The sequence below is a fragment of the Trinickia dabaoshanensis genome (assembly GCF_002879885.1).
Classification (GTDB): domain Bacteria; phylum Pseudomonadota; class Gammaproteobacteria; order Burkholderiales; family Burkholderiaceae; genus Trinickia; species Trinickia dabaoshanensis.
Genome location: NZ_PNYA01000019.1, coordinates 31,344 through 50,942, shown reverse-complemented (window position 1 = coordinate 50,942; position 19,599 = coordinate 31,344). Strand labels below are relative to the sequence as shown.

At 64.3% G+C, this 19,599-nt stretch carries 21 protein-coding genes; 7 read left to right on the top strand and 14 right to left on the bottom strand.

Annotation, left to right across the window (positions count from 1 at the left end; translation table 11 throughout):
- Window positions 1-128 precede the first annotated feature (128 nt).
- From C0Z18_RS20150 to C0Z18_RS20130, 5 genes are all read right to left on the bottom strand, one after another.
- The gene (locus C0Z18_RS20150) at window positions 129-911 is read right to left on the bottom strand and encodes a metal ABC transporter permease (RefSeq protein WP_102647199.1); all 783 of its coding nucleotides are present in this window, start codon (window positions 909-911) and stop codon (window positions 129-131) included.
- Entirely contained in the window at window positions 904-1,851 is a 948-nt protein-coding gene (locus tag C0Z18_RS20145) for an ABC transporter ATP-binding protein (RefSeq protein ID WP_102647198.1), read from the bottom strand. The genes C0Z18_RS20150 and C0Z18_RS20145 overlap by 8 nt, the downstream gene beginning before the upstream one ends.
- A complete protein-coding gene (locus C0Z18_RS20140) occupies window positions 1,848-2,768 on the bottom strand; it encodes a metal ABC transporter solute-binding protein, Zn/Mn family (protein WP_102647197.1) in 921 nt (306 codons plus the stop codon). The genes C0Z18_RS20145 and C0Z18_RS20140 overlap by 4 nt, the downstream gene beginning before the upstream one ends.
- A gap of 44 nt (window positions 2,769-2,812) precedes the next feature.
- Window positions 2,813-3,283, bottom strand: coding sequence for a Fur family transcriptional regulator (locus C0Z18_RS20135; RefSeq protein WP_102647196.1), 471 nt, complete (start codon window positions 3,281-3,283; stop codon window positions 2,813-2,815).
- A gap of 126 nt (window positions 3,284-3,409) precedes the next feature.
- Window positions 3,410-4,012, bottom strand: a complete 603-nt coding sequence (locus C0Z18_RS20130) for a LysE family translocator (RefSeq protein ID WP_102647195.1) — start codon at window positions 4,010-4,012, stop codon at window positions 3,410-3,412.
- Between the two features lie 104 nt (window positions 4,013-4,116).
- Here C0Z18_RS20130 and gcvA point away from each other — a divergent pair, with 104 nt between their 5' ends.
- Window positions 4,117-5,031: a transcriptional regulator GcvA gene (gene gcvA / locus C0Z18_RS20125; RefSeq protein WP_102647194.1), complete on the top strand. Its 915-nt coding sequence runs from the start codon at window positions 4,117-4,119 to the stop codon at window positions 5,029-5,031.
- A gap of 21 nt (window positions 5,032-5,052) precedes the next feature.
- On the opposite strand, the gene C0Z18_RS20120 is transcribed toward gcvA, so the two are convergent.
- The gene (locus C0Z18_RS20120; RefSeq protein ID WP_199189504.1) at window positions 5,053-5,751 is read right to left on the bottom strand and encodes an NUDIX hydrolase; all 699 of its coding nucleotides are present in this window, start codon (window positions 5,749-5,751) and stop codon (window positions 5,053-5,055) included.
- Window positions 5,752-5,876: 125 nt separating this feature from the next.
- Between C0Z18_RS20120 and prs the strand changes: the two genes are divergently transcribed.
- Together prs and C0Z18_RS20110 are read left to right on the top strand one after the other, a co-directional pair.
- On the top strand, window positions 5,877-6,716 hold the full coding sequence (prs, locus tag C0Z18_RS20115) for a ribose-phosphate diphosphokinase (protein WP_102647192.1): 840 nt from the start codon (window positions 5,877-5,879) through the stop codon (window positions 6,714-6,716).
- 35 nt (window positions 6,717-6,751) lie between these two features.
- Window positions 6,752-8,512, top strand: a complete 1,761-nt coding sequence (locus tag C0Z18_RS20110; protein WP_102647191.1) for a nicotinate phosphoribosyltransferase — start codon at window positions 6,752-6,754, stop codon at window positions 8,510-8,512.
- 72 nt (window positions 8,513-8,584) lie between these two features.
- Here the strand turns inward: C0Z18_RS20110 and kynA are convergent, their stop codons facing one another.
- From kynA to kynB, 3 genes are read right to left on the bottom strand one after another with little or no spacing between them, the layout of a single operon-like run.
- Window positions 8,585-9,562, bottom strand: a complete 978-nt coding sequence (kynA, locus tag C0Z18_RS20105; protein ID WP_102647190.1) for a tryptophan 2,3-dioxygenase — start codon at window positions 9,560-9,562, stop codon at window positions 8,585-8,587.
- A 20-nt stretch (window positions 9,563-9,582) separates the two neighbouring features.
- On the bottom strand, window positions 9,583-10,833 hold the full coding sequence (gene kynU, locus C0Z18_RS20100) for a kynureninase (RefSeq protein WP_102647189.1): 1,251 nt from the start codon (window positions 10,831-10,833) through the stop codon (window positions 9,583-9,585).
- A gap of 35 nt (window positions 10,834-10,868) precedes the next feature.
- On the bottom strand, window positions 10,869-11,516 hold the full coding sequence (kynB, locus tag C0Z18_RS20095; RefSeq protein WP_102647188.1) for an arylformamidase: 648 nt from the start codon (window positions 11,514-11,516) through the stop codon (window positions 10,869-10,871).
- Between the two features lie 129 nt (window positions 11,517-11,645).
- Here kynB and C0Z18_RS20090 point away from each other — a divergent pair, with 129 nt between their 5' ends.
- Together C0Z18_RS20090 and C0Z18_RS20085 are read left to right on the top strand one after the other, a co-directional pair.
- A complete protein-coding gene (locus tag C0Z18_RS20090; protein WP_102647187.1) occupies window positions 11,646-12,149 on the top strand; it encodes an Lrp/AsnC family transcriptional regulator in 504 nt (167 codons plus the stop codon).
- Between the two features lie 140 nt (window positions 12,150-12,289).
- Window positions 12,290-12,892 (top strand): hypothetical protein, encoded by a 603-nt coding sequence (locus C0Z18_RS20085; protein WP_146014053.1) that lies wholly within the window; start codon window positions 12,290-12,292, stop codon window positions 12,890-12,892.
- A gap of 26 nt (window positions 12,893-12,918) precedes the next feature.
- Here the strand turns inward: C0Z18_RS20085 and C0Z18_RS20080 are convergent, their stop codons facing one another.
- On the bottom strand, window positions 12,919-13,428 hold the full coding sequence (locus C0Z18_RS20080; RefSeq protein WP_102647185.1) for a flavin reductase family protein: 510 nt from the start codon (window positions 13,426-13,428) through the stop codon (window positions 12,919-12,921).
- A 290-nt stretch (window positions 13,429-13,718) separates the two neighbouring features.
- Between C0Z18_RS20080 and msrA the strand changes: the two genes are divergently transcribed.
- Window positions 13,719-14,270 carry a peptide-methionine (S)-S-oxide reductase MsrA gene (gene msrA, locus C0Z18_RS20075; protein WP_102647184.1) on the top strand — a complete coding sequence of 184 codons (552 nt, stop codon included), beginning with the start codon at window positions 13,719-13,721 and terminating at the stop codon, window positions 14,268-14,270.
- Window positions 14,271-14,322: 52 nt separating this feature from the next.
- On the opposite strand, the gene C0Z18_RS20070 is transcribed toward msrA, so the two are convergent.
- From C0Z18_RS20070 to pdxH, 3 genes are all read right to left on the bottom strand, one after another.
- Window positions 14,323-15,573, bottom strand: a complete 1,251-nt coding sequence (locus C0Z18_RS20070) for a DUF72 domain-containing protein (protein ID WP_199189503.1) — start codon at window positions 15,571-15,573, stop codon at window positions 14,323-14,325.
- A gap of 37 nt (window positions 15,574-15,610) precedes the next feature.
- Window positions 15,611-16,831, bottom strand: a complete 1,221-nt coding sequence (locus tag C0Z18_RS20065; protein ID WP_102647183.1) for an SAM-dependent methyltransferase — start codon at window positions 16,829-16,831, stop codon at window positions 15,611-15,613.
- Between the two features lie 147 nt (window positions 16,832-16,978).
- Window positions 16,979-17,620, bottom strand: a complete 642-nt coding sequence (gene pdxH, locus C0Z18_RS20060; protein ID WP_102647182.1) for a pyridoxamine 5'-phosphate oxidase — start codon at window positions 17,618-17,620, stop codon at window positions 16,979-16,981.
- A 177-nt stretch (window positions 17,621-17,797) separates the two neighbouring features.
- Between pdxH and C0Z18_RS20055 the strand changes: the two genes are divergently transcribed.
- The gene (locus C0Z18_RS20055; protein ID WP_102647181.1) at window positions 17,798-18,670 is read left to right on the top strand and encodes a tRNA threonylcarbamoyladenosine dehydratase; all 873 of its coding nucleotides are present in this window, start codon (window positions 17,798-17,800) and stop codon (window positions 18,668-18,670) included.
- A 34-nt stretch (window positions 18,671-18,704) separates the two neighbouring features.
- Here C0Z18_RS20055 and trxA read toward each other — a convergent pair whose 3' ends face one another.
- Window positions 18,705-19,553: a thioredoxin gene (gene trxA / locus C0Z18_RS20050; RefSeq protein WP_102647180.1), complete on the bottom strand. Its 849-nt coding sequence runs from the start codon at window positions 19,551-19,553 to the stop codon at window positions 18,705-18,707.
- Window positions 19,554-19,599: the final 46 nt, after the last annotated feature.

Genomic DNA, 19,599 nt, shown 5'->3' with positions numbered 1-19,599 from the left:
TGGCGCGCGAAAGTCAAGGCGCGGTGCAGCGCGAAAATCAGTGCGAGCGTGGGGGGGCGGCGGGAAGGGAAGGGCACGCCCTGGCCGGGAAGCCGGCTGGAGGGCGTGGGACGAGCGCGAAGACGGTTTTAGCGGCGGCGCAGCAAACTGGCGCCGTAGACGAGCGCGGAAAGCGCGGTGATCCAAAAGCTCGTCGGCCAATCGGTGTAGAAGGCGAGCGTCACGCCCAGCCAAGCCTCGCCGAGCGCGAACAGCGCCGCGAGCGCCACGCCGGTGGCGAGCCGCGTCGAGAGGTTTTGGGCGGCGGCGGCCGGCCCGACCATCAGCGTGAACACGAGCAGAACGCCGACGATCTGCGTGCAGGCGGCGACCGCAAGCGCGGCGATGGCCAGGAACAGGACGGAGACCAACCGCAGCGAGACGCCTTTCGCTTCCGCCAGTTCCGGCTGCAAGGTCGCGAACAGCAGCGGCCGCATGATCGAAGCCAACGCGATCAGGCTGGCGGCGCCGATGCCCGCGAGCACGAGGAGCGTTTGCTTGGTCACGCCGAGCACGTTGCCGAACAGCAATGCCGTGACTTGCGTGGCATAGGCCGTGAAGAAATGCAGAAACAGCAAGCCGCAGCCGAGCGCGAGCGAGAGCACGACGCCGATCGCGACATCGCGGCCGGCCAGCCGTTCGCCGAGGGCGCCCATCGACAGTCCCGCCGCTAGCGTGAAACCGATCATGCCCCAAAGCGGCGAAATGCCGACGAGCACGGCCCCGGTCGCGCCGGTGAATCCGACGTGCGACAGCGCGTGGCCGGCGAACGTTTGTCCGCGCATGACGAGAAAGTAGCCGACGATGCCCGCGAGCACGGCGACGATGCCCGACGCCGCGAACGCGTTCACCATGAAGTCGTATTCAAACATCGTGCGTGTGTCCGTGTGATGAGTCGTCGCCGTGGCGGTGGCCGTGCCCATGGTCGTGCTCATGCCCATGGTGCGCGCCGTTGCCGTCGCTCTCGTGTCCGTGATCGTGCTTTTCCACTTCGACGTCGCCCGACATGACGAAAATGCGTCCGTTCACGCGCATGACGTCGATCGGCGAACCGTATAGCCGCGAGAGCACCGGCCGCGTGATGACTTCGTCGACGGTTCCCAGCGCGGCGCTGCCGCTACCCAAATAAAGCACGCGGTCGATCGCATTGAGCAGCGGATTGAGTTCGTGCGCCGAGAACAGCACGGTGATGCCGAGCTCTCGCTGCGCTCGCCGCACGAGCTCGACCACGCTGCGTTGATGGTGGGGATCGAGACTGATGAGCGGTTCGTCGAGCAGCAACAGCCGCGGCTTGCCGAGTAGGCACTGAGCCAGCAGCAGCCGCTGGCGTTCGCCGCCGGAAAGCTCCGTGAGCGGCCGTGCGGCGAGCTTGCCGGCGCCGACGAGATCGAGCACGCGCTCGACGTCCGCGCGGGTCGCGCTGTCGGCGATCGGCAGGCCCCAGCGGTGACCGTCCGCGGCCATTGCGACGAAATCGCGGCCCAGCACACGACGGCTCGCCAGCGCGCTGCGCGTTTGCGGCATGTAGCCGATCGACGGATTGCCGCGCTCGACCGCTTGCGAACCCAGGCGGATCCGGCCGCTCGCCACCGGCACCAAGCCGAGCACGGCGCGCATCAGCGTCGTTTTGCCGGCGCCGTTCGGACCGAGCACCCCGACGAATTCGCCTTGATCGATGGTCAGGCTTACATCGCGCAAGATCGTGCGTCCGGCCAATTCGAGCGAGACGTGTTCGAGCTCCAAAGCGGGGCCGTACGAACGGCCGGTCAAGGCCGTAGGCGAAGGCGGGTCGCGCAGGCTATCGTCGTTCATTGTCCGCGTTCCCCGAGCGCGCGTGCCAGGGCGTCGATTTGCGTGCTCATCCATTGCTGATATGTCGTTGAAGCAGGCTCGGTTTCCGTCACGCTGACGCTCGGCACCTGCGACGCACGCGCCGATTCGAGCATGCGGCGAGTCAATGGGGTCACGGCTTGCGCGTTATAGACGAGCACGTGAACTTGCCTGCTGCGCAAGTCCCGCTCGAAGGCGACGATATCCAGTGGTGCGGGTTCTGTGTCGTTCATCACCGCCAATTGAAAGCGCGCGTTGCGCATCGTGAGGCCGATCGCGTCGCACAGATAGCCGGCGACGGGTTCGGTAGCGGTTACGGCGGTGCCTCGGTATTTCGCCCGCAGCGCGTCGATCTTGTGCTCGACTGGCTCGAGCGAGGCGAGGAACGCGGCGAGGTTCGCGTCGTAGTCGGCCTTGTGCGCCGGATCGGCGCGATCGAGCGCATCGACGACCTTCTTGGCCACGGCGGGCATCGTCTTTGGGTCGTACCATAGGTGCGGGTTGTCGCCGGCCTTCTTGCCGACGAGTTCGGCCGCGACGATCACGATCCGCTTGTCGTTGCGCGATGCCGCCAAGAGCTTGTCCATCCACGGGTCGTAATCGGCGCCGTTGTAGACGACGAGCGCCGCGCGGTGCAGATCGCGGGCCGTCTTCGGGCTCGCTTCGAACAAGTGCGGGTCTTGGTCGGGGTTGTTCAAGATACTCGTGACGCTCACATGCGCGCCACCCAGTTGTTTGACGACGTCGCCGTAAAAGTTTTCCGCGGCCACGACCGGAAGCGGGCTCGTTTGCGCGAGCGCGGCGGTGCTGACGGTCAGTGCGGTCAGCGCCAATGCGATGCGGCGCGTGAGTGCTCGCGCATGCCTTGCCATGCGACCGGTACGGTCGATCGATGTCATTTGTTCTCCTAATTATCGTGAGCGGCGTGTGGATAGGAAGGGCTTCATCGACGCTCGCGCGACTCGCCGCGCTTGTGCCGGCATTGGCCGCACAGCCCGCTCAATTCGACCACTTGCTTATGCACTTCGAAGCCATGGGCGGGCGGCGTGGACGAGAGCCGTTCGGCCAGTTCCTCGCCGGGAATCTCGAGCGTGTCGCCGCAGCGTTCGCAGATCAGGAACTGGCTTTGGTGCGGCTTGCCGATTTCGCAGCACGCGACGAAGGCGTTACGCGATTCGATGCGATGGACGAACCCGTGCTCGACGAGAAAATCCAGCGCGCGATAGACGGTGGTGGGCGGCACGCGGCCGCGTTCGGGTTCCAGGGCGGCGAGCAGATCGTAAGCGCCGATCGGCTTGCCGGCGGCGGCCACGAGCGCATATACCTGGCGCCGCAACTGCGTGAGCGCCAGGCCATGTTCGGCCGCGTACGCATCGGCGCGCGCGAGCCGGGCTGTCAAAGAGGCGGCGGACATGGGGTCGTTCCGTAAGGAGGCATGGGTGAGATGATATAACATATCACTCAAGCGTGTCTTGGAACGATATCAACGGCGACCTACCGGGGGGCGCGGCCGGGGCGTGCGCGGCGCGTGACGGCGCAGTTAAACGGTGACGGCGAGAACGAGCGCAACGGCGGCCATGCATCCGCCGAACAGATAGCCTTGGAGTTTCGCGGACTTTTCGTCGCTGAATCGATGGAATACGACGCGTCCGCCGTAGATCCAAGGAAAGTGGCAGACGATGCAAAGCACGGTAAAGACGAACGTGATTTGCAGCACTTGTTGCGCAAGCGAAATCCCGGGCCGTAGGAATTGCGAGAACAAGACGAAAATCATCGAATGGATTTTCGGATTGAGCGAGACGGATAAAAATCCGTCGATTGCGGTGAGCCGCGGCATGGCCGTCTTCTTATTGCCTTTCGACGGTTTGACGAAGCCATACGCGAGATAAATCGTATAGGCGATGCCGAGCCACTTGAGCACGTGAGCGGCGCCCGGCACGTCATGCAGGACGCGGCTCAACTCGAAGCCGTAGACGAGGCACCAGATGAAATTGGCGGCTTCGAATCCGAACCAGAAGGGCATCGTGCCGCGCACGCCGAAGCGCCCGCCCGCGGTGGCGAGGATCGTATTGCCCGGACCGGGGCTGATGATCATCGGCACCGAAAAGCCGACGATGAGCATCCATATTTGCAGCGAAACCATGCGTTCTCCTAATGATCGATGACTGGCGATCATTAGACGCAGGTTCGCGCGCGGCACCAAGCGAGGGATTTTCATCGACTCGATAACATGAGATTATCGAGCGCATGCGCCGCCTACCTCCACTGGGCGCGGTTCGCGCCTTCGAGGCCGCCGCGCGTCATTTGAACTTCACGCAAGCGGCGGCCGAATTGCATGTGACCCAGGCCGCGATCAGCCATCAAGTTCGTCAACTCGAGCAATGGTTGGGGCTTCGTTTGTTCGAGCGGCGCGGCCATCAATTGACGATCACCGAAAAAGGCCGCGCCTATCTAGCGGACATCTCGATCGCGCTCGATCGGATCGCCTCGGCCACGGCGCGCGTCAAGCACGGCAGCGAAGGGCCGCTGCGCATCACCGCCTTGCCCTCGTTCGCGGCCTGTTGGCTCGTGCCGCGCCTGGACGCGTTTCGCAAGCATCATCCCGATATCGAGTTGAAGCTGACGACCTCGACCCAGCTCTGGGACGGGATCGACGATCGTTTCGATCTCGGAATTCGCTCCGGTTTGGGCCGATGGCCGGGCTTGAATGCCGAACTCCTTGCGACCGAATCGCTGAGTCCCGTGTGCGCGCCGTCGCTCGCGGCGGGCGCCCAGGCACTGCTCGAACCGGCCGATTTGCGGCATGCGCATTTGCTGCACGACGTGCCGCGCGGCGGCTGGCGGATGTGGTGCGAGCGCGCGGGTGTGACCGATATCGACGTCGATGCCGGTCTCGCTTTCGACGACGCGGCGCTCGTTTTGCAAGCTGCCATGCGCGGGCAGGGCGTGGCGCTCGGCAGGCTGACCCTCGCGCGGCACGATCTACGTGAAGGCCGCCTCGTCAGGCCGTTCGATCTCGAGATTCCGAACGACTACAGCTATTGGCTCGTCTATCCGGATGCGAAGGCCGAGCGAGAGGATGTCGCGGCGTTTCGCGATTGGGTGCTCGGGCAAGCGAAGCTGGATGGCGAGGCGAGCGCGCGCGCCGCGCAGGCGGCTTAAGGGGCGCTCAGCCTCGCGTTCTCACCAACTCGCGCGCTTGAACAAGCCGAGTTTGTCCGCGCGGAAAAGCCGCGCGGGTCTTTGATTCCCGACTTGATAGTCGTCGGTCGCGATCAAGACGCCGGCCTCGTCCACCGCTTCCCCGGCCTTGACGTCGCCCACCTTGATGCCGAGCCGCGACCGGAAGGTCGCGCGCGTGACCGCTTCGCCGAAGACGCCTTCGTACGTGTGTTGCAATTGCGTCAACGTGAACTTCTCGGGTAGCAGCCAGCACGGCAGCGTCGAGTAGCTCGACTTGTTCCGGACGCGCAGCACAGCGGCGCGCACTTGCTCGCTATGGTCGAACGCCAGCTCGGGGATGGCATCCACCGAATAGAACTCGAAGACGCCGCCGCGTACCGACGCCAATTCTTCGAACGGCACCAGCGCGACGTAGCTGATCGCCACCGACCATCCGCGCGGATCGCGCTCGGGGCCCGCGAACGTCTGCAACTGCTCGAGGTAACGCGGCGCGAGCCCAGTCTTTTCCCGCAACGTACGGCGCGCCGCGTCTTCGAGGGAAGCGTCCTCGTCGGCATGGATATAGCCGCCGGGCAAAGCGAGCGCCCCCGCGTACGGTTCGCCCGGGCGCCGGTGGAGCGCGACCATCAAGCCTGGCTCCGCGAGCGTCAACAGCACTACGTCGACGCTCACGTCCGGCTTCTTGTACGTCTTGGTCATCGGTCCTTCTCCCTTGCTCGACACCGCCATGAAAAGATTTTAGCAAAGATAGTTGCAAATATCGACTATGTCGTCTTATACTTCGATCCACGTTAGTCGAACATTACAACTATGTGGAGAGGGCCATGATCGGCATCACGGCGGTAGCTCATACGACGCATTCCCCGGACGGCTCCGGGTTCGCTCGGCGTCCCGTGGAAATGAAGGTGTTGAAGTTTCCGGGCGGCGAGTTGCATGTGACGGTCGAAACGGGGATCGCCGCCGATGCCGTCGAGGTGACGGCTCACGTTCCCCATGCTGACGCCGCGATGACGCTGCTCATGGCAACCGATGCGCTGCGCCGCGCTTATCCGGGTGCGCCGATCGATCTGCACCTGCCGTACGTTCCCTATGCGCGCCAAGATCGCGTCGCGAATCCCGGCGAATCGTTGAGTGCCAAGGTGTTTTGCGATCTGATCAACGCGCAGCAGTATCGCCGGGTCGTCATTCAAGATCCGCACAGCGATGTCACGCCGGCGTTGCTCGAGCGTGTCGTCATCGACGATCCGATCCCGGCGTTACGCCGTACGCTCGAGCGCATCGGCACGCCCGTGGCGCTCGTCGCACCCGATGCCGGCGCGCGCAAGCGAGTGCTCAAACTGGCCGGGCAACTCGAACTGCCCGTCGTATTTGCCGATAAAGTCCGCGATACGCGCACGGGCGCCATCACCGGCACCGAGATTCAGGGTGAGCTGCCCGATTGCGCGCTGCTCGTGGTCGACGATATCTGCGACGGCGGTCGTACCTTCACCGAACTTGCGCAGGCGGTGCGCCGCAAACAAAGCGGCGCAGGCATGCCGCGCCCCCTGTACCTCTACGTGACGCACGGCATTTTCAGCAAGGGCCTCGACGCTCTGCTCGACGGTTACACCGCCGTGTTCACGCGCAACAACTGGACGAGCGATACGCGCGCCATTCACGTCTAACACCACAGCACGAACGCATTCCGAGGAGAAAGAGCATGAACGGACTGATCCCCTTCAATCTCTGTGATTTCTATAAAACCGGCCATCCGGCGATGTACCCGGGCGAAACGACGAAACTCGTGGCCAATTTCACGCCGCGCTCCGCCAAACACGCGCCGGTGCTTCCGCAGTTTTTCGACAACAAGATCGTTTGGTTCGGCTTGCAGGGCTTCATCAAGGAGTTCTTCCTGGGCGTATTCCAACGGGAATTCTTCGAAGCCCCGAAGGCGGAGGCGCTGCGCAAATACAAGCGCCGCATGGACACCGCGTTGGGCCCGGATGCCGTTCCCGTCGATCGCCTGGCTGCGTTGCACGATCTGGGCTATCTGCCGCTCGAGTTGCGCGCGTTGCCCGAAGGCGCGCGCGTGAACATCAAAGTGCCGCCGGTCGTTTTCGTCAATACGCATCCCGATTTTCCGTGGGTATCGACCTACTTCGAGACGCTGTTCAGCGCCGAACTCTGGAAGCCGTCCACGGTGGCGACGATCGCTTTCGAATTCCGCAAACTGCTGACGTATTTCGCCGAGCTGACGGGGGCGCCGCAAGCGTTCGTCGATTGGCAAGGACACGATTTTTCGATGCGCGGGATGAGCGGCATCCACGACGCCATGCGTTGCGGTATGGGGCACTTGCTGTCGTTCACGGGTACGGACACCGTGCCCGCCATCGACTACGCCGAGGACTACTACGGCGCCGATGCGGACAAGGAACTGGTCGGCGGCTCGATTCCCGCATCCGAACATAGCGTCATGACGTTGCGCATTTTGTTCACGCTCAAGCGCTTGGCGACGGGCCGGGGCGATGCCATGTTGACGCCGGCGGCATTGAGAAGACTCACGCCGGAGGACGTCGCCCGCGAAGTCCAGCGCATCACGAAGGAACTCGAGGAAACCGGCTACGAGGAGAAGGGCCTGCGGCGCTTGGCCGAACGCGAAGTCATCCGCGAGTTCGTCACGCAAGATTATCCGGCTGGGATGGTGTCGCTCGTGTCCGACTCGTTCGACTACTGGAACGTCATTACCGTCATCGCGAAGGAGTTGAAGGACGAAATCTTGGCGCGCAAGCCTAATGCGCTGGGCCAAAGCCGCGTGGTGTTCCGCCCCGATTCCGGCGATCCCGTTCGCATCTTGGCGGGCTACGACGACGGCGAGTTGGCGCGCGATGCCGACGGTGCCTTGCGCATGGTCGACGGCAGGTACGTCGTGGCAGCCACCGAGCGGACGATCACCGAGGCCGAGCGCAAGGGCTCCGTGCAATGCCTGTGGGAGGTCTACGGCGGCACGCAGACCGAGAAGGGCTACAAGATGCTCAACGACAAGGTCGGCTTGATCTACGGCGATTCGATTTCATTGCCGCGCGCCCTGGAGATCATGCGCCGGCTCGCCGCCAAGGGGTTCGCGTCGAGCAACGTCGTCTTCGGCATCGGTTCGTACACCTACAACATGCTCTCGCGCGATACGTTCGGCTGGGCGATGAAGGCGATCTACGCGCAAGTGGGCGACGAGCCGGTGGACATCTACAAGGACCCGGCCACCGACGACGGCACGAAGAAGTCGGCTCGTGGCTTGCTGCGTGTGGAAAAGGACGGCGGCGACTACGTGCTGCACGAGCAACAGACGCTCGACGCGTTCGAAGCGGGCGAACTCAAGCCTGTGTTTCGCAACGGGGAGTTGCTCGTCACGACTACCCTGGCCGAAATCCGCGAACGGTTGAAGGCTTCATGGGTTTGCCCCGAACCGGGCAGCATTGCGATCTGACGACGGCACCGGCATTTCCGTTCGACGCCAAGCATCGAACGGGGATGCCGGACCTTGCTGCCACGTCCCGCCTCACAACACGGTCCGCACGTGCCAAAGCTCCGGAAACAGCACGACGTCGAGCATCTTGCGCAGATAAGGCGCTCCGCTCGTGCCGCCCGTGCCTTGCTTGTAGCCGATGATGCGTTCGACCGTCGTCACGTGACGGAAGCGCCATTGGCGAAACGCATCTTCCAGATCGACGAGTTCCTCGGCCATTTCGTAGAGCTCCCAATGCTCCGACGGATTGCGATAGACCTCTAGCCAGGCCGCTTCGACCGATGCGTCGTAGACCGTCGGCGCAGTCCAATCGCGATCGAGCCGCTCGGCGGCGATCGCGAAACCGCGACGCGCGAGCAGGCGGACCACTTCGTCGTAGAACGACGGGGCCTCGAGCGTGGCCTGCACCTCGGCGAGCACATCGGGCCGGTGAGCGTGCGGCTTTAGCATCTGCGCGTTCTTGTTGCCGAGCACGAATTCGATCTGCCGATACTGATACGACTGAAAGCCCGACGACGAGCCCAAATGCGGGCGCATCGCCGTGTATTCGGACGGCGTGAGCGTGGCCAGCACGTTCCACGCTTGCACGAGCTGCTCCATGATGCGCGAGACGCGCGCGAGCATTTTGAACGCGGGCGGCAACTCGTCGCGCCGCACGCAGCCGAGCGCCGCGCGCAACTCGTAGAGCGCGAGCTTCATCCAAAGCTCGCTCGTCTGATGCTGAATGATGAACAGCATTTCATTGTGATCGGGCGAGCGCGGATGCTGCGCATGCAAGATCGCATCGAGCGAGAGGTAGTCGCCGTAGCTCATCGACTTGGAGAAGTCGAGTTGCGCCTCGTGCCAGCCTGCATCGCCCGCGGGTACATGCGGTGCGGCTTTCCCCGATCCGTCGCCCGCCGCGCTATCGCCGCCATGGCCGAACGGGCAGCCGCGCGCGGCTTGCGGGGTCGGCATCGGTATCGGCTCGGCCGTTTCGGGCACTTCCGGTAGGCGCATATGTCCGGTCATTTAGGATTCCTCTGCTTCGTTCAGGTAACGGAGTGGCGGGCTGCGAACTCGGGTGCGCGCCACGCTTGCGTATCGAGCACGTCGCGCAGTGTCTCCACGGCGTCCCAGACATCGGCGAAGCGCGTGTAGAGCGGCGTGAAGCCGAATCGCAGCACGTGCGGCTCGCGGTAATCGCCGATCACGCCGCGCGCGATCAGCGCTTGCATGACTTCATAGCCGTGCGGATGTTCGAAGCTCACGTGCGAGCCGCGCTGCGTGTGCGCGCGCGGCGTGACGAGCGTCAGCGGATGGTCCGCGCAGCGCGTTTGAACGAGATCGATGAATGCATCCGTGAGCGCCAGCGATTTGCGCCGGATCGCGGCCATGTCGGTTTCGAGAAACACGTCGAGCCCGGCTTCGACGAGCGACATCGAGACGATCGGCTGCGTGCCGCACAAGAAGCGGCCGATGCCTCCGCCCGGCGTGTACACAGGATTCATCTCGAACGGCGCGGCGTGGCCCCACCAGCCCGAGAGCGGTTGGACGAGCGCATCTTGATGACGCTTGGCAACCCACGCGAACGCCGGCGACCCGGGGCCGCCGTTCAGATACTTGTAGGTGCAGCCGACCGCGAAGTCGGCCCCGACCGCGTTCAAGTCGACGGGAACCGCCCCGGCCGAGTGAGCGAGGTCCCACAGCGCGAACGCGCCCGCGCGCTGGATCAACTGCGTGAGCGAGGCCATGTCGTGCATGTATCCCGTTCGATAGTTCACGTGCGTGATCATGGCGAGCGCCGTATCGGCGCCGATGGCGTCCGGCAACTCGGCGGGATCGTCGACGAGACGCAGGCTATAACCGCGATCGAGTTGCTCGATGAGCCCTTGCGCGATGTACAGATCGGTCGGGAAATTGGCGCGTTCGGAGACGATCACGCGGCGGCTCGGATCGCGCTCATGCGCCATTCTCAACGCCGCGGAAAGGAGTTTGAACAGATTGACCGAAATCGTATCGGTGACGACGATCTCGTCGGCCGCGGCGCCGACGAGCGGTGCGAGCTTATGGCCGAGGCGGCGCGGCAGCGCGAACCAACCGGCGGTGTTCCAACTGCGGATGAGCCCTTGCGTCCATTCCTTGGCGATGACGGCTTGTGCGCGCGCGGCGGCCGCGGCGGGTGGCACGCCCAGTGAATTGCCGTCGAGATAGATGACATCCGGGGTCAGCGCGAATCGATCGCGCAAAGGGGCGAGGGGATCGTCGCGATCGAGCGCGAGTGCATCGGCGCGTGTCTTCATGAAATGGATATACGAAGTGGGGAAAATGGGTGCGGTCACGCTTCGTTGCGTGGGTCCCAGGCGCGCAGCACCGCGCGTACGGGACTCGCATCGAGCGTGGTGAGCTTGAGCGGCAGCGCGATCAATTCGTAATCGCCGGGTGCGACGGCATCGAGCACGAGCCCTTCGAGGATCGCCATGCGGTGCGTCCGCACGCGACCATGGGCGTCCATCGTTTTCGATTCCTGAGGATCGAGCGAAGGCGTATCGATACCGATCAACGTGACGCCGCGCTCGGCGAGGAAGTCGATCGTTTCAGGGGCGACGGCGCAAAACGTCTCGTCCCACTGCGCGAGAGGCGCTTGCGCATAGGTGCGCAGCAGCACGCGCGGCGGGAGCGCTTCGGCGAACGGGGCCACATGCTCGGGCCGCACCAGTGGACTCGCGCCGATGCAGTGCACGACGCGGCATTTGCCGAGGTAGGGCGTAAGCCCAACGTGCCCGATCGCGGCGCCTTCGGCGTCGTAGTGCAGCGGCGCATCGGCATGCGCGCCCGTATGCGGCGAGCAGGTGAGCCGCGCGACGTTCACGGGCGAGCCCGCTTCCATGCGCCAGACGCGCTCGATGCCGACCGGCGTGTCGCCCGGCCACACGGGCGTGCCGGCCTCGATGGGCGGCGAGATGTCCCAAATCGTCTCCGTCATGTCTCCTCGCTTGTCGGGATGCTTGGGACGATGATAGGCAACTTCGCGCGCAAAGTGCTTGCGAAATTCTCGCCACTAACGGGGCAGACTAGAACATAATTCGAGATAAACCTAAAAAGGGGGCCAAAAATGAACGCGATCACGCTGGACGCCACCGATTGCCGTATCCTGAGCGTTCTCCAAAACGAAGGGCGGATCAGCAACCTCGATCTGGCCGAGCGCATTTCGTTGTCGCCGTCGGCGTGCCTGCGCCGGCTGCGGCTGCTCGAAGAGCAAGGGGTCATCGAGCGCTATCGGGCATGCTTGAACCGCGAGGCGCTCGGCTTCGAGCTCGAAGCTTTCGTTCAGGTTTCGATGCGCAACGACCAGGAAAACTGGCACGAGCGCTTCGCCGAGGCGGTACGCGCCTGGCCGGAGGTGGTCGGCGCCTTCGTCGTCACCGGGGAAAGCCATTACGTGCTGCGCGTGCTCGCGCACAACCTGAAGCACTATTCCGATTTCGTGCTGAGCAAACTGTACAAGGCGCCGGGCGTCATGGACATCCGCTCCAACATCGTCTTGCAGACGCTCAAAGAGGACTCGGGCGTGCCCGTCACGCTCACCCCCACCGAGCCGGCGGCGCCGGCGCGCTAGCTCGCGGCGCGGGCCGCGCTTGCGAAAACTCGCAAAAACGCGGCGGGGCGGGTAATTCAGTCCGAGGTCGCTGCCTACAGCCAGTCGAGCGAAGGGCGGCCGCTATCGTAGGCCGATCCTTCCTCGAACTGGAGATGCATATGAAATGGAAGCAAGCGGCGATCATCCTGCTCGACCCCGACGACCCTATCATCAACATGGATGCTTATGCGTGGAAGCAGCGCTACGCGATTCCGGATCGGCGCTGCTTCACGCTACCGCACGCATCGGGCTGCAAGGTTCGAGGCTTTACGCCGATCACCGAGGGGTGCCTCTCGTTTTCGGATTTGAAGACGAAACTGATCATCGTGAGCCACGGATTGCCGGAGGGGATCAGCATCGCCCGCAAGACCAGCGATGCCGTCGCGGTGTCCGGTTGGCTCGAGCAATGGGGGATGCGCGAAGCGGGGCTGATCGCCTTTCGCGGCTGTTTGCTCGGCGCGGCCGGTTTCTTGCAAGATCTCGCCACGATGATCGCGGCGCGCCGGATGGGAGTCGGTTGGCTGATCGGCTATCGCCACAAGGCGCACCAGTGGCGCGGTACGTGGCACGAGTGCTCGGGCCCCCTGGATAAGCGCCTGCGCGACTTGAGTGGCGGCATGAGCAAATATTCCGACGATTATCGGGTGCGGATCGTGCAAGGCAATCGCAGCGTGACGCCAGGCGTCTACTCGCGCCGTTATCAACTCGAAACGCTCGTCTGATGCCGCCGGCCGCGACGGCGCAGGCCTTATAGCGGTTTCACGCCATGAAACGCGCCGCCGTGAAAAATCAGCGGCGCGATTTCTTCGGCGTCGGGGTTCACGCCGCAGCGTTCGACTTCCCCCACGAAAATGACGTGATCGCCTTCTTCGTAGCGGCTGCGGTTGTGACACTCGAACCACGCGAGCGCACCGTCCAGCACGGGCATGCCCGTGTCGCCGGCCGCGTGGGAGACTCCCGCGAAGCGGTCGCCCTTGACGGTCGAGAAGCGCCGGCAAAGATCGAGTTGCGAGGCGGCCAACACGTTGACGACGTAGTGGCTCCCGGCTTGGAACACCGGCATCGAGGCGGATTTCGTCGCCAAACTCCAGAGCACGAGCGGCGGATCGAGCGAGACGGAGTTGAACGAACTGGCCGTGATGCCGATGAGCTGCCCCGACGGGGCCCGCGTGGTGATGACGGTGACGCCTGTCGCGAATTGGCCCAGTGCACGCCGGAACGCGGCCGCGTCGAAGTTGGGCGGGCTTGCGTGTTTCATCGTGCGAAGGCCCCGGTCGGGCGCGCGGCCGCCGCAGAGGGCGCGTACGAAAGAGCGGCGGAAAGGGAAAAGTCCAAGGTTGACGGTTCGGCGTAAGTTGCGAGTAGCGCAGATTCTAATGGAATCGGCATCGGCCGATGGCGTCATGCGCAACTCGCGCCCGTGGTTTGGCGCGCGATTCGCGTTGGCTGACAACTTGTGCGAAAACGCACTAAGCTAGTCTCTCGGAGCGCAGTGCGCACATCGGGTGTATTGCCATCAAACGCGCAAGCATGAGGAGAGCGAAAGCCATGAGTCAGACCACCGAAACCGCGATGCTGGGCGGCGGGTGCTTCTGGTGCCTCGAAGCGGTTTATCTGGATGTCGAAGGCGTCGAAAGCGTCGAATCGGGCTATGCGGGCGGGACGCTCGCGCGGCCGACCTACGAGCAAGTCTGCGATGGCGGCACGGGCCACGCCGAAGTGGTGAAGGTCGAATTCGATCCGGCCCGAATCAGCTATCACGAGATTTTGAAGATTTTCTTCGCGATCCACGATCCGACCCAGTTGAACCGGCAGGGCAACGACGTGGGCGACCAGTATCGGTCCGTGATTTTCACCGACGACGATCGTCAGCGCGAGATCGCCCTCGAATCGATCCGCGAACTCGAGCGCGAAGCCGTGTTCGACGCGCCGATCGTGACGAAGGTCGAGCCGCTCGAGGGCAACTACTGGCCGGCCGAAGCCTACCATCAGCGCTATTTTGCCCAGCACCCCGAGCAGGGTTATTGCGCCTTCGTCGTCGCACCGAAAGTGGCGAAGTTCCGGGCGAAGTTCGCCAGTTGGATGCGTCCGGGCGCTTAGCTTCCACGCGCGCTGGTTCGAAGGCGTTCGCCAAAAGGCGAGCGCCGAGCGCTCAATCCGGCCCGGGTTCGTGCGCCGGCGCCGTCTCTTCCCGCAACCGCGCGCATGCCGCGGCGATGTTGCGCGCGAGCGCGAGGCACGTCAGCGGCGCCGAGCCCTCGGCTTTGTTGTTGGTCACGATGAGCACGGGCTGTCCCGCGATCGCGTAGCGCGCGGCAAGCTCGGCCAGCGCCGTGCGCGTGGCCGGGTCTTCGTCGACGATCCGGTTGAACGGCTCGTATTTCGCTTTCGCCTGCTCGTACTTGAAGCCCCCGTGCAAACTCCACCGCACGACGAGCGGGCCGCTCGGGGCTTCGCCGTCGAGCAGGGCGAGCGCGGCCGCTTGTCTGAGCGGATCGGGCATGCGTGCGTGCAGCCCCACGCAGTAGCGCACCCCGCGCTCGCGCAGCATGCGGATGAGCCGCGGCGTCAGCAGGCAGGCGTCTCGAATTTCGATTGCGTAGCATGGACCCCAAACGTCGTCCGAATCCGGCGTATCGCCCGGCGGCGGTGACGGCAGCGGCGGTAGCGCGTCGAAAAACGCGCCGAGCCGTTCGACGAAGGCGAGCGGATCGGCCAGGATGCGCTCGGGCAACGGCGGAAACTGGAAGACGAGCGAGCCGGCCTTGGCCCCGAGTCCTTCCAAGCAAGGCGTCACGAACTCGCTTGCGGCGAGCCTCGCATCGAGGAAGCAGGGATTGTCGGCGATCGGTTCGCCGCGCTCGGCGCGCAGCATCGCATCGGTCACCGACGCCGGGGCTTTGACGACGAAGCGGAACCCGTCGGGGACCTGTTGCGCGTAGCGCAAATAGTCGGCCACCGAAAGCGGCGCGTAAAACGAGCGGTCGATGCTGACCGTGCGCAGCAGCGGATGCGCGCCGTAGGCGGCGAGCCCATCGCGTGCGAGCTTCGAGTCGCTGTAGGCCTCGCCGTAGACGATGCCTTCCCAGCCCGGAAACGACCATGACGAGGTGCCTAGGCGCACCTGCGGCGGCAACGCCTGCGCCCAGGCGAGCGCCTCGGGCGAGGGGGGCGCGGCGAGGACGGCCCGCGCGCGGCGGGCGCGCTTGGGGGCGGCGGTGCCGGTGACGTTACCCGTGGTGGAGCCGGTGCCGGAGCCGGCGATGGGGCCGACGATGGAAACGGCAGGGGACGAAGCCGCGCCCGGGCGCTCCGTCATCGCTTCGTTGCCGGACGCCGCCGCGGGGGCGGCGTCCAAATCACCGAATAGATCGAATTGCGAATCGTGTGTACTGGCTGCCATCGGTTGCCGGACCCTGGCGAAAGGGTCCCAGTGCGCGCTACGCGCCGAGCGGCCGATCGTACATGTAGCGGCGCGACCAAGGCAACGTTTGGGCGCTGCGGCCCGCCCTGCGGCATACGATCTGGAACAGCGAAACGTCGTCGTTTTCGAACGCATAGGCGCATCCGGCCAGATAGACGCGCCAGATGCGGAATTTTTCGTCGTCGACGAGCGTTTTCAACTTCTCGCTGTGGCGCTCGAAGTTTTCGGTCCAAATCTCCAATGTCCGCGCGTAATGCCGCCGCAAGCTTTCGACGTCCACCGGCTCGAGCCCGCCGCGCTGCATCGACTCCAAGGCCAAGCTGATGTGGGGCAGCTCACCGTCGGGAAACACGTACCGGTCGATGAACTCGCCGCCGCCGAGCGCGGTTTCGCCGCTGTCGTAGTCGGTCGAGGTGATGCCGTGGTTCATCGCGATGCCGTCCTCGACCAGCAATTGACGGATCTTGCCGAAATACTCGGGCAAGTTTTTGCGCCCGACGTGCTCGAACATCCCCACGCTCGTGATGCGATCGAATTGCCCTTCGATATCGCGATAGTCTTGCAGCCGGATCTCGATCTTATCGGCCAGTCCGGCCGCTTTGACGCGCTCGGTGGCGAGATCGAATTGGTTCTGCGATAGCGTGACGCCCAAACACTGCGCGCCGAATTTGCTCGCCGCGCGCAGCACGAGCGCACCCCAGCCGCAGCCGATGTCGAGCAGGCGCTGACCCGGCTGCAACTGTATTTTTCTCAATATGTGGTCGATCTTTTTCAACTGCGCCGCGTCGATCGTCTCGTCGCCGTTTTCGAAGTAGGCGCACGAATAGACCATGTTATCGTCCAACCACAGCTTGTAGAACTCGTTCGATACGTCGTAGTGGTACTGGATCGCTTTCTTGTCCGAGTTTTTCGTGTGATTGAAGTAGCGACGCACGCGGGCGAGCTTGCTTGCGCTCGTCACGGTACTCCTCGCGAGGGAGTAGCCGATCGTAATGATGTCGGACAGTTTGCCCTCGATGTCGATTTTGCCTTTCACATAGGCTTCACCGAGATTGTCGAGACTCGGTTCGAGCAGTAAGGGCAGTGCCGAGGCCGAGTTGACCTTGAGGGTGACTTGCGGCGCGGCGAAGCTGCCGAAGTCGAGTTGCTGACCGTTCCATAAGACGAGGCGCGCCGGCAGGTTCGTCTCGTTGCGCACGTCGTCTACCCACTGCGCTAGCTTTTTCTCCCAGAACATGCGTTTTCTCCGTTGACGTTGATAGTTCAAAGCAGAGCAAAGCAGCCGCCCGCTCCTCGCAAGCGAGGTGCGGACGGCGTGTTCTTGCACAGACGGTCGAGCCGGCCGTCCCGGCGGGGCGGCGGGCGCAGGCGCGTCAGCTCGCCATCAAGGCGAAAGTCGCGAGATGCGCCAGGTCTCGGCGGCGCTCTGGCGTGTATAGAGAATGCGGTCGTGCAAGCGCGACGGGCGCCCTTGCCAAAATTCGATCGTTTCGGGCACGAGGCGGTAGCCGCCCCAGTGCGGCGGTCGAGGCGGATGCTCCCCGAAGCGCTCGGCGAACGACTTTTCGCGGGCCTCGAGCAGCGCGCGGCTTTCGATCGGCCTGCTCTGATCGGACGCCCAGGCGCCGATGCGCGAGCCGAGCGGACGCGAATGGAAATAGACGTCGCTATCCTCGGCGTTCGTCTTGACCACCGTTCCTTCGATCCGCACTTGACGCTCGAGCTCGATCCAGTAGAACAGCAGGCACGCGTGCGGATTGGCCGCCAAATCGAGTCCCTTGCGGCTTTCGTAGTTCGTGAAAAACACGAAGCCGCGCTCGTCCACGCCCTTGATCAGCACGATCCGCGCGGACGGATACCCGCGCGCGTCGACCGTGGCGAGCGTCATCGTATTGGGCTCGGGCAGCCGCGCGTCGAGTGCCTGTTTGAACCAGACGTCGAATTGGCGGATCGGGTCGGCATCGACACTCGTTTCATCGAGTGAGCCGCGCGCATAGTCTTTTCGGAGATCGGCGAGGGTAGTCATGTTGTTATGCGGCCACTACAGTCGGGGTCAGTATAGCCAACCTGCGAGAAACATGCCGCGTGTCGCGTAGCCGCAATGCGTGGTTCCGTGCGCGCGGGCCCACGGCGCAGGGCAGCGCGGCTAGCGCGGGCTCAATGAGGCAAAATACGGGCTTCGCTCGTATGAATTACACGCATCATGTCCAGCCCTAGCGCCACCGCGATCCATTCCGATGTTACTCCCGCAGCCGGCGCCGTAGACGACGCCGGCGAGGCCGATCGCGCGCGCCGGTTCGGCGGCATCGCCCGGCTGTACGGCGACGCCGCGCTCGCTGCGTTCGAGCGCGCGCATGTGGCGGTGATCGGGATCGGCGGGGTGGGGTCCTGGGTGGCCGAGGCGCTGGCGCGTAGCGCGATCGGCACGCTGACGCTGATCGATCTCGACAACGTCGCCGAAAGCAACACGAACCGGCAAATTCACGCGCTCAACGGCAACTACGGCAAGCCGAAGGTCGATGCGATGGCCGAGCGTATCGCGCTCATCGATCCGGCTTGCGACGTGCGCCGCGTCGAGGATTTCGTCGAGCCGGAGAATTTCGCGGCCTTGCTCGGCGGCGGCTTCGACTATGTCGTCGACGCGATCGACAGCGTCCGCACGAAAACGGCCCTCATCGCGTGGTGCGTCGAGCATGGGCAGCCGCTCGTCACGGTGGGCGGAGCGGGTGGGCAGCTCGATCCGACGCGCATCCGCATCGACGATCTCGCGTTGACGATCCAAGACCCGTTGCTGTCCAAGGTGCGCGCGCAATTGCGCAAGCAGCACGGGTTCCCCCGTGGGCCGAAGGCGAAATTCAAAGTGAGCGCCGTTTATTCCGACGAGCCGCTCATCTATCCCGAGGCGGCGGTCTGCGATATGGACGACGTCGCCCAGCACGTGAGCATCTCGCCGGGACACGCCGGGCCGGTCGGGCTCAATTGCGCGGGATTCGGCTCGAGCGTGTGCGTGACGGCGAGTTTCGGCTTCGCGGCCGCCGCGTACGTGTTGCGCGCATTGGCGAAAGCGCCCGGCTGAACGCTGGCCCGCCGGGTGGCGGGCCGCCGGTTCGTTAGTACAGGACGGCGCTGAGCTTGCGCCGCCATTGCGAGACGAGCTCCGGGCGATGCGCGGCCAAATCGAAGACCGACAGCATCGTTTTGCGGCCGGCGTCGTCGCGGAACGAACGGTCGCGTTTGACGATCTCCAGCAGATGCTCCAGCGCGGGTTCGTAGGCGCGGCGCGCGATCAAGGCGTTCGCCAAATCGAAGCGCGCCTCCAAATTGCCGGGGTCGGCCGCGACTGCCGCCTCGAGTGCGTCGGTCGGCGGTAGATCCGTGGCCGCATCGAGCGCGTCCAGGCGTGTTTTGAGCACGTTGTAGCGCGGATCGATGCCTTGCGTGATTTTCGGCGAAAGCAGTTCTGCCTCGCGGCGCGCATCCTCGACTTGTTCGTCCTCCAGCAATAGCTCGATCAAATCGAGCCGCGCTTCGTCCAAGCCCGGATCGAGGGCCAAGGCCGCTTGCAAATGATCGCGCGCCACCGCGAGCTCGCCTTGCTCCAGCGCATGGAGCGCCGTGCGATGCTCTGCTTGTGCGGGATTCGGCACGAGGCGCTCGATGAATGCGCGCAGTTGGTTTTCGGGCAGTACCCCGGTGAATTGGTCGACGGGGCGTCCGTCGACGAATGCCACGACGTGCGGAATGCTGCGGACTTGGAAGTGCGCCGCAAGCTGCTGATTTTCTTCGACGTCCACTTTCACGAGCCGCCAGCGGCCCGCGTACTCTTGCTCGAGCTTTTCGAGCAACGGGCCGAGGGTCTTGCACGGGCCGCACCACTCCGCCCAGAAATCGACCAACACGGGCGTGAGAACGGAGGCGTCGATCACGTCTTTTTCAAAGGTAGCCAAGCTGGTGTTCATCGCGTCCCTCAATGGTTGTCGGTGCAGCAGATGGGTACGGTTCGCG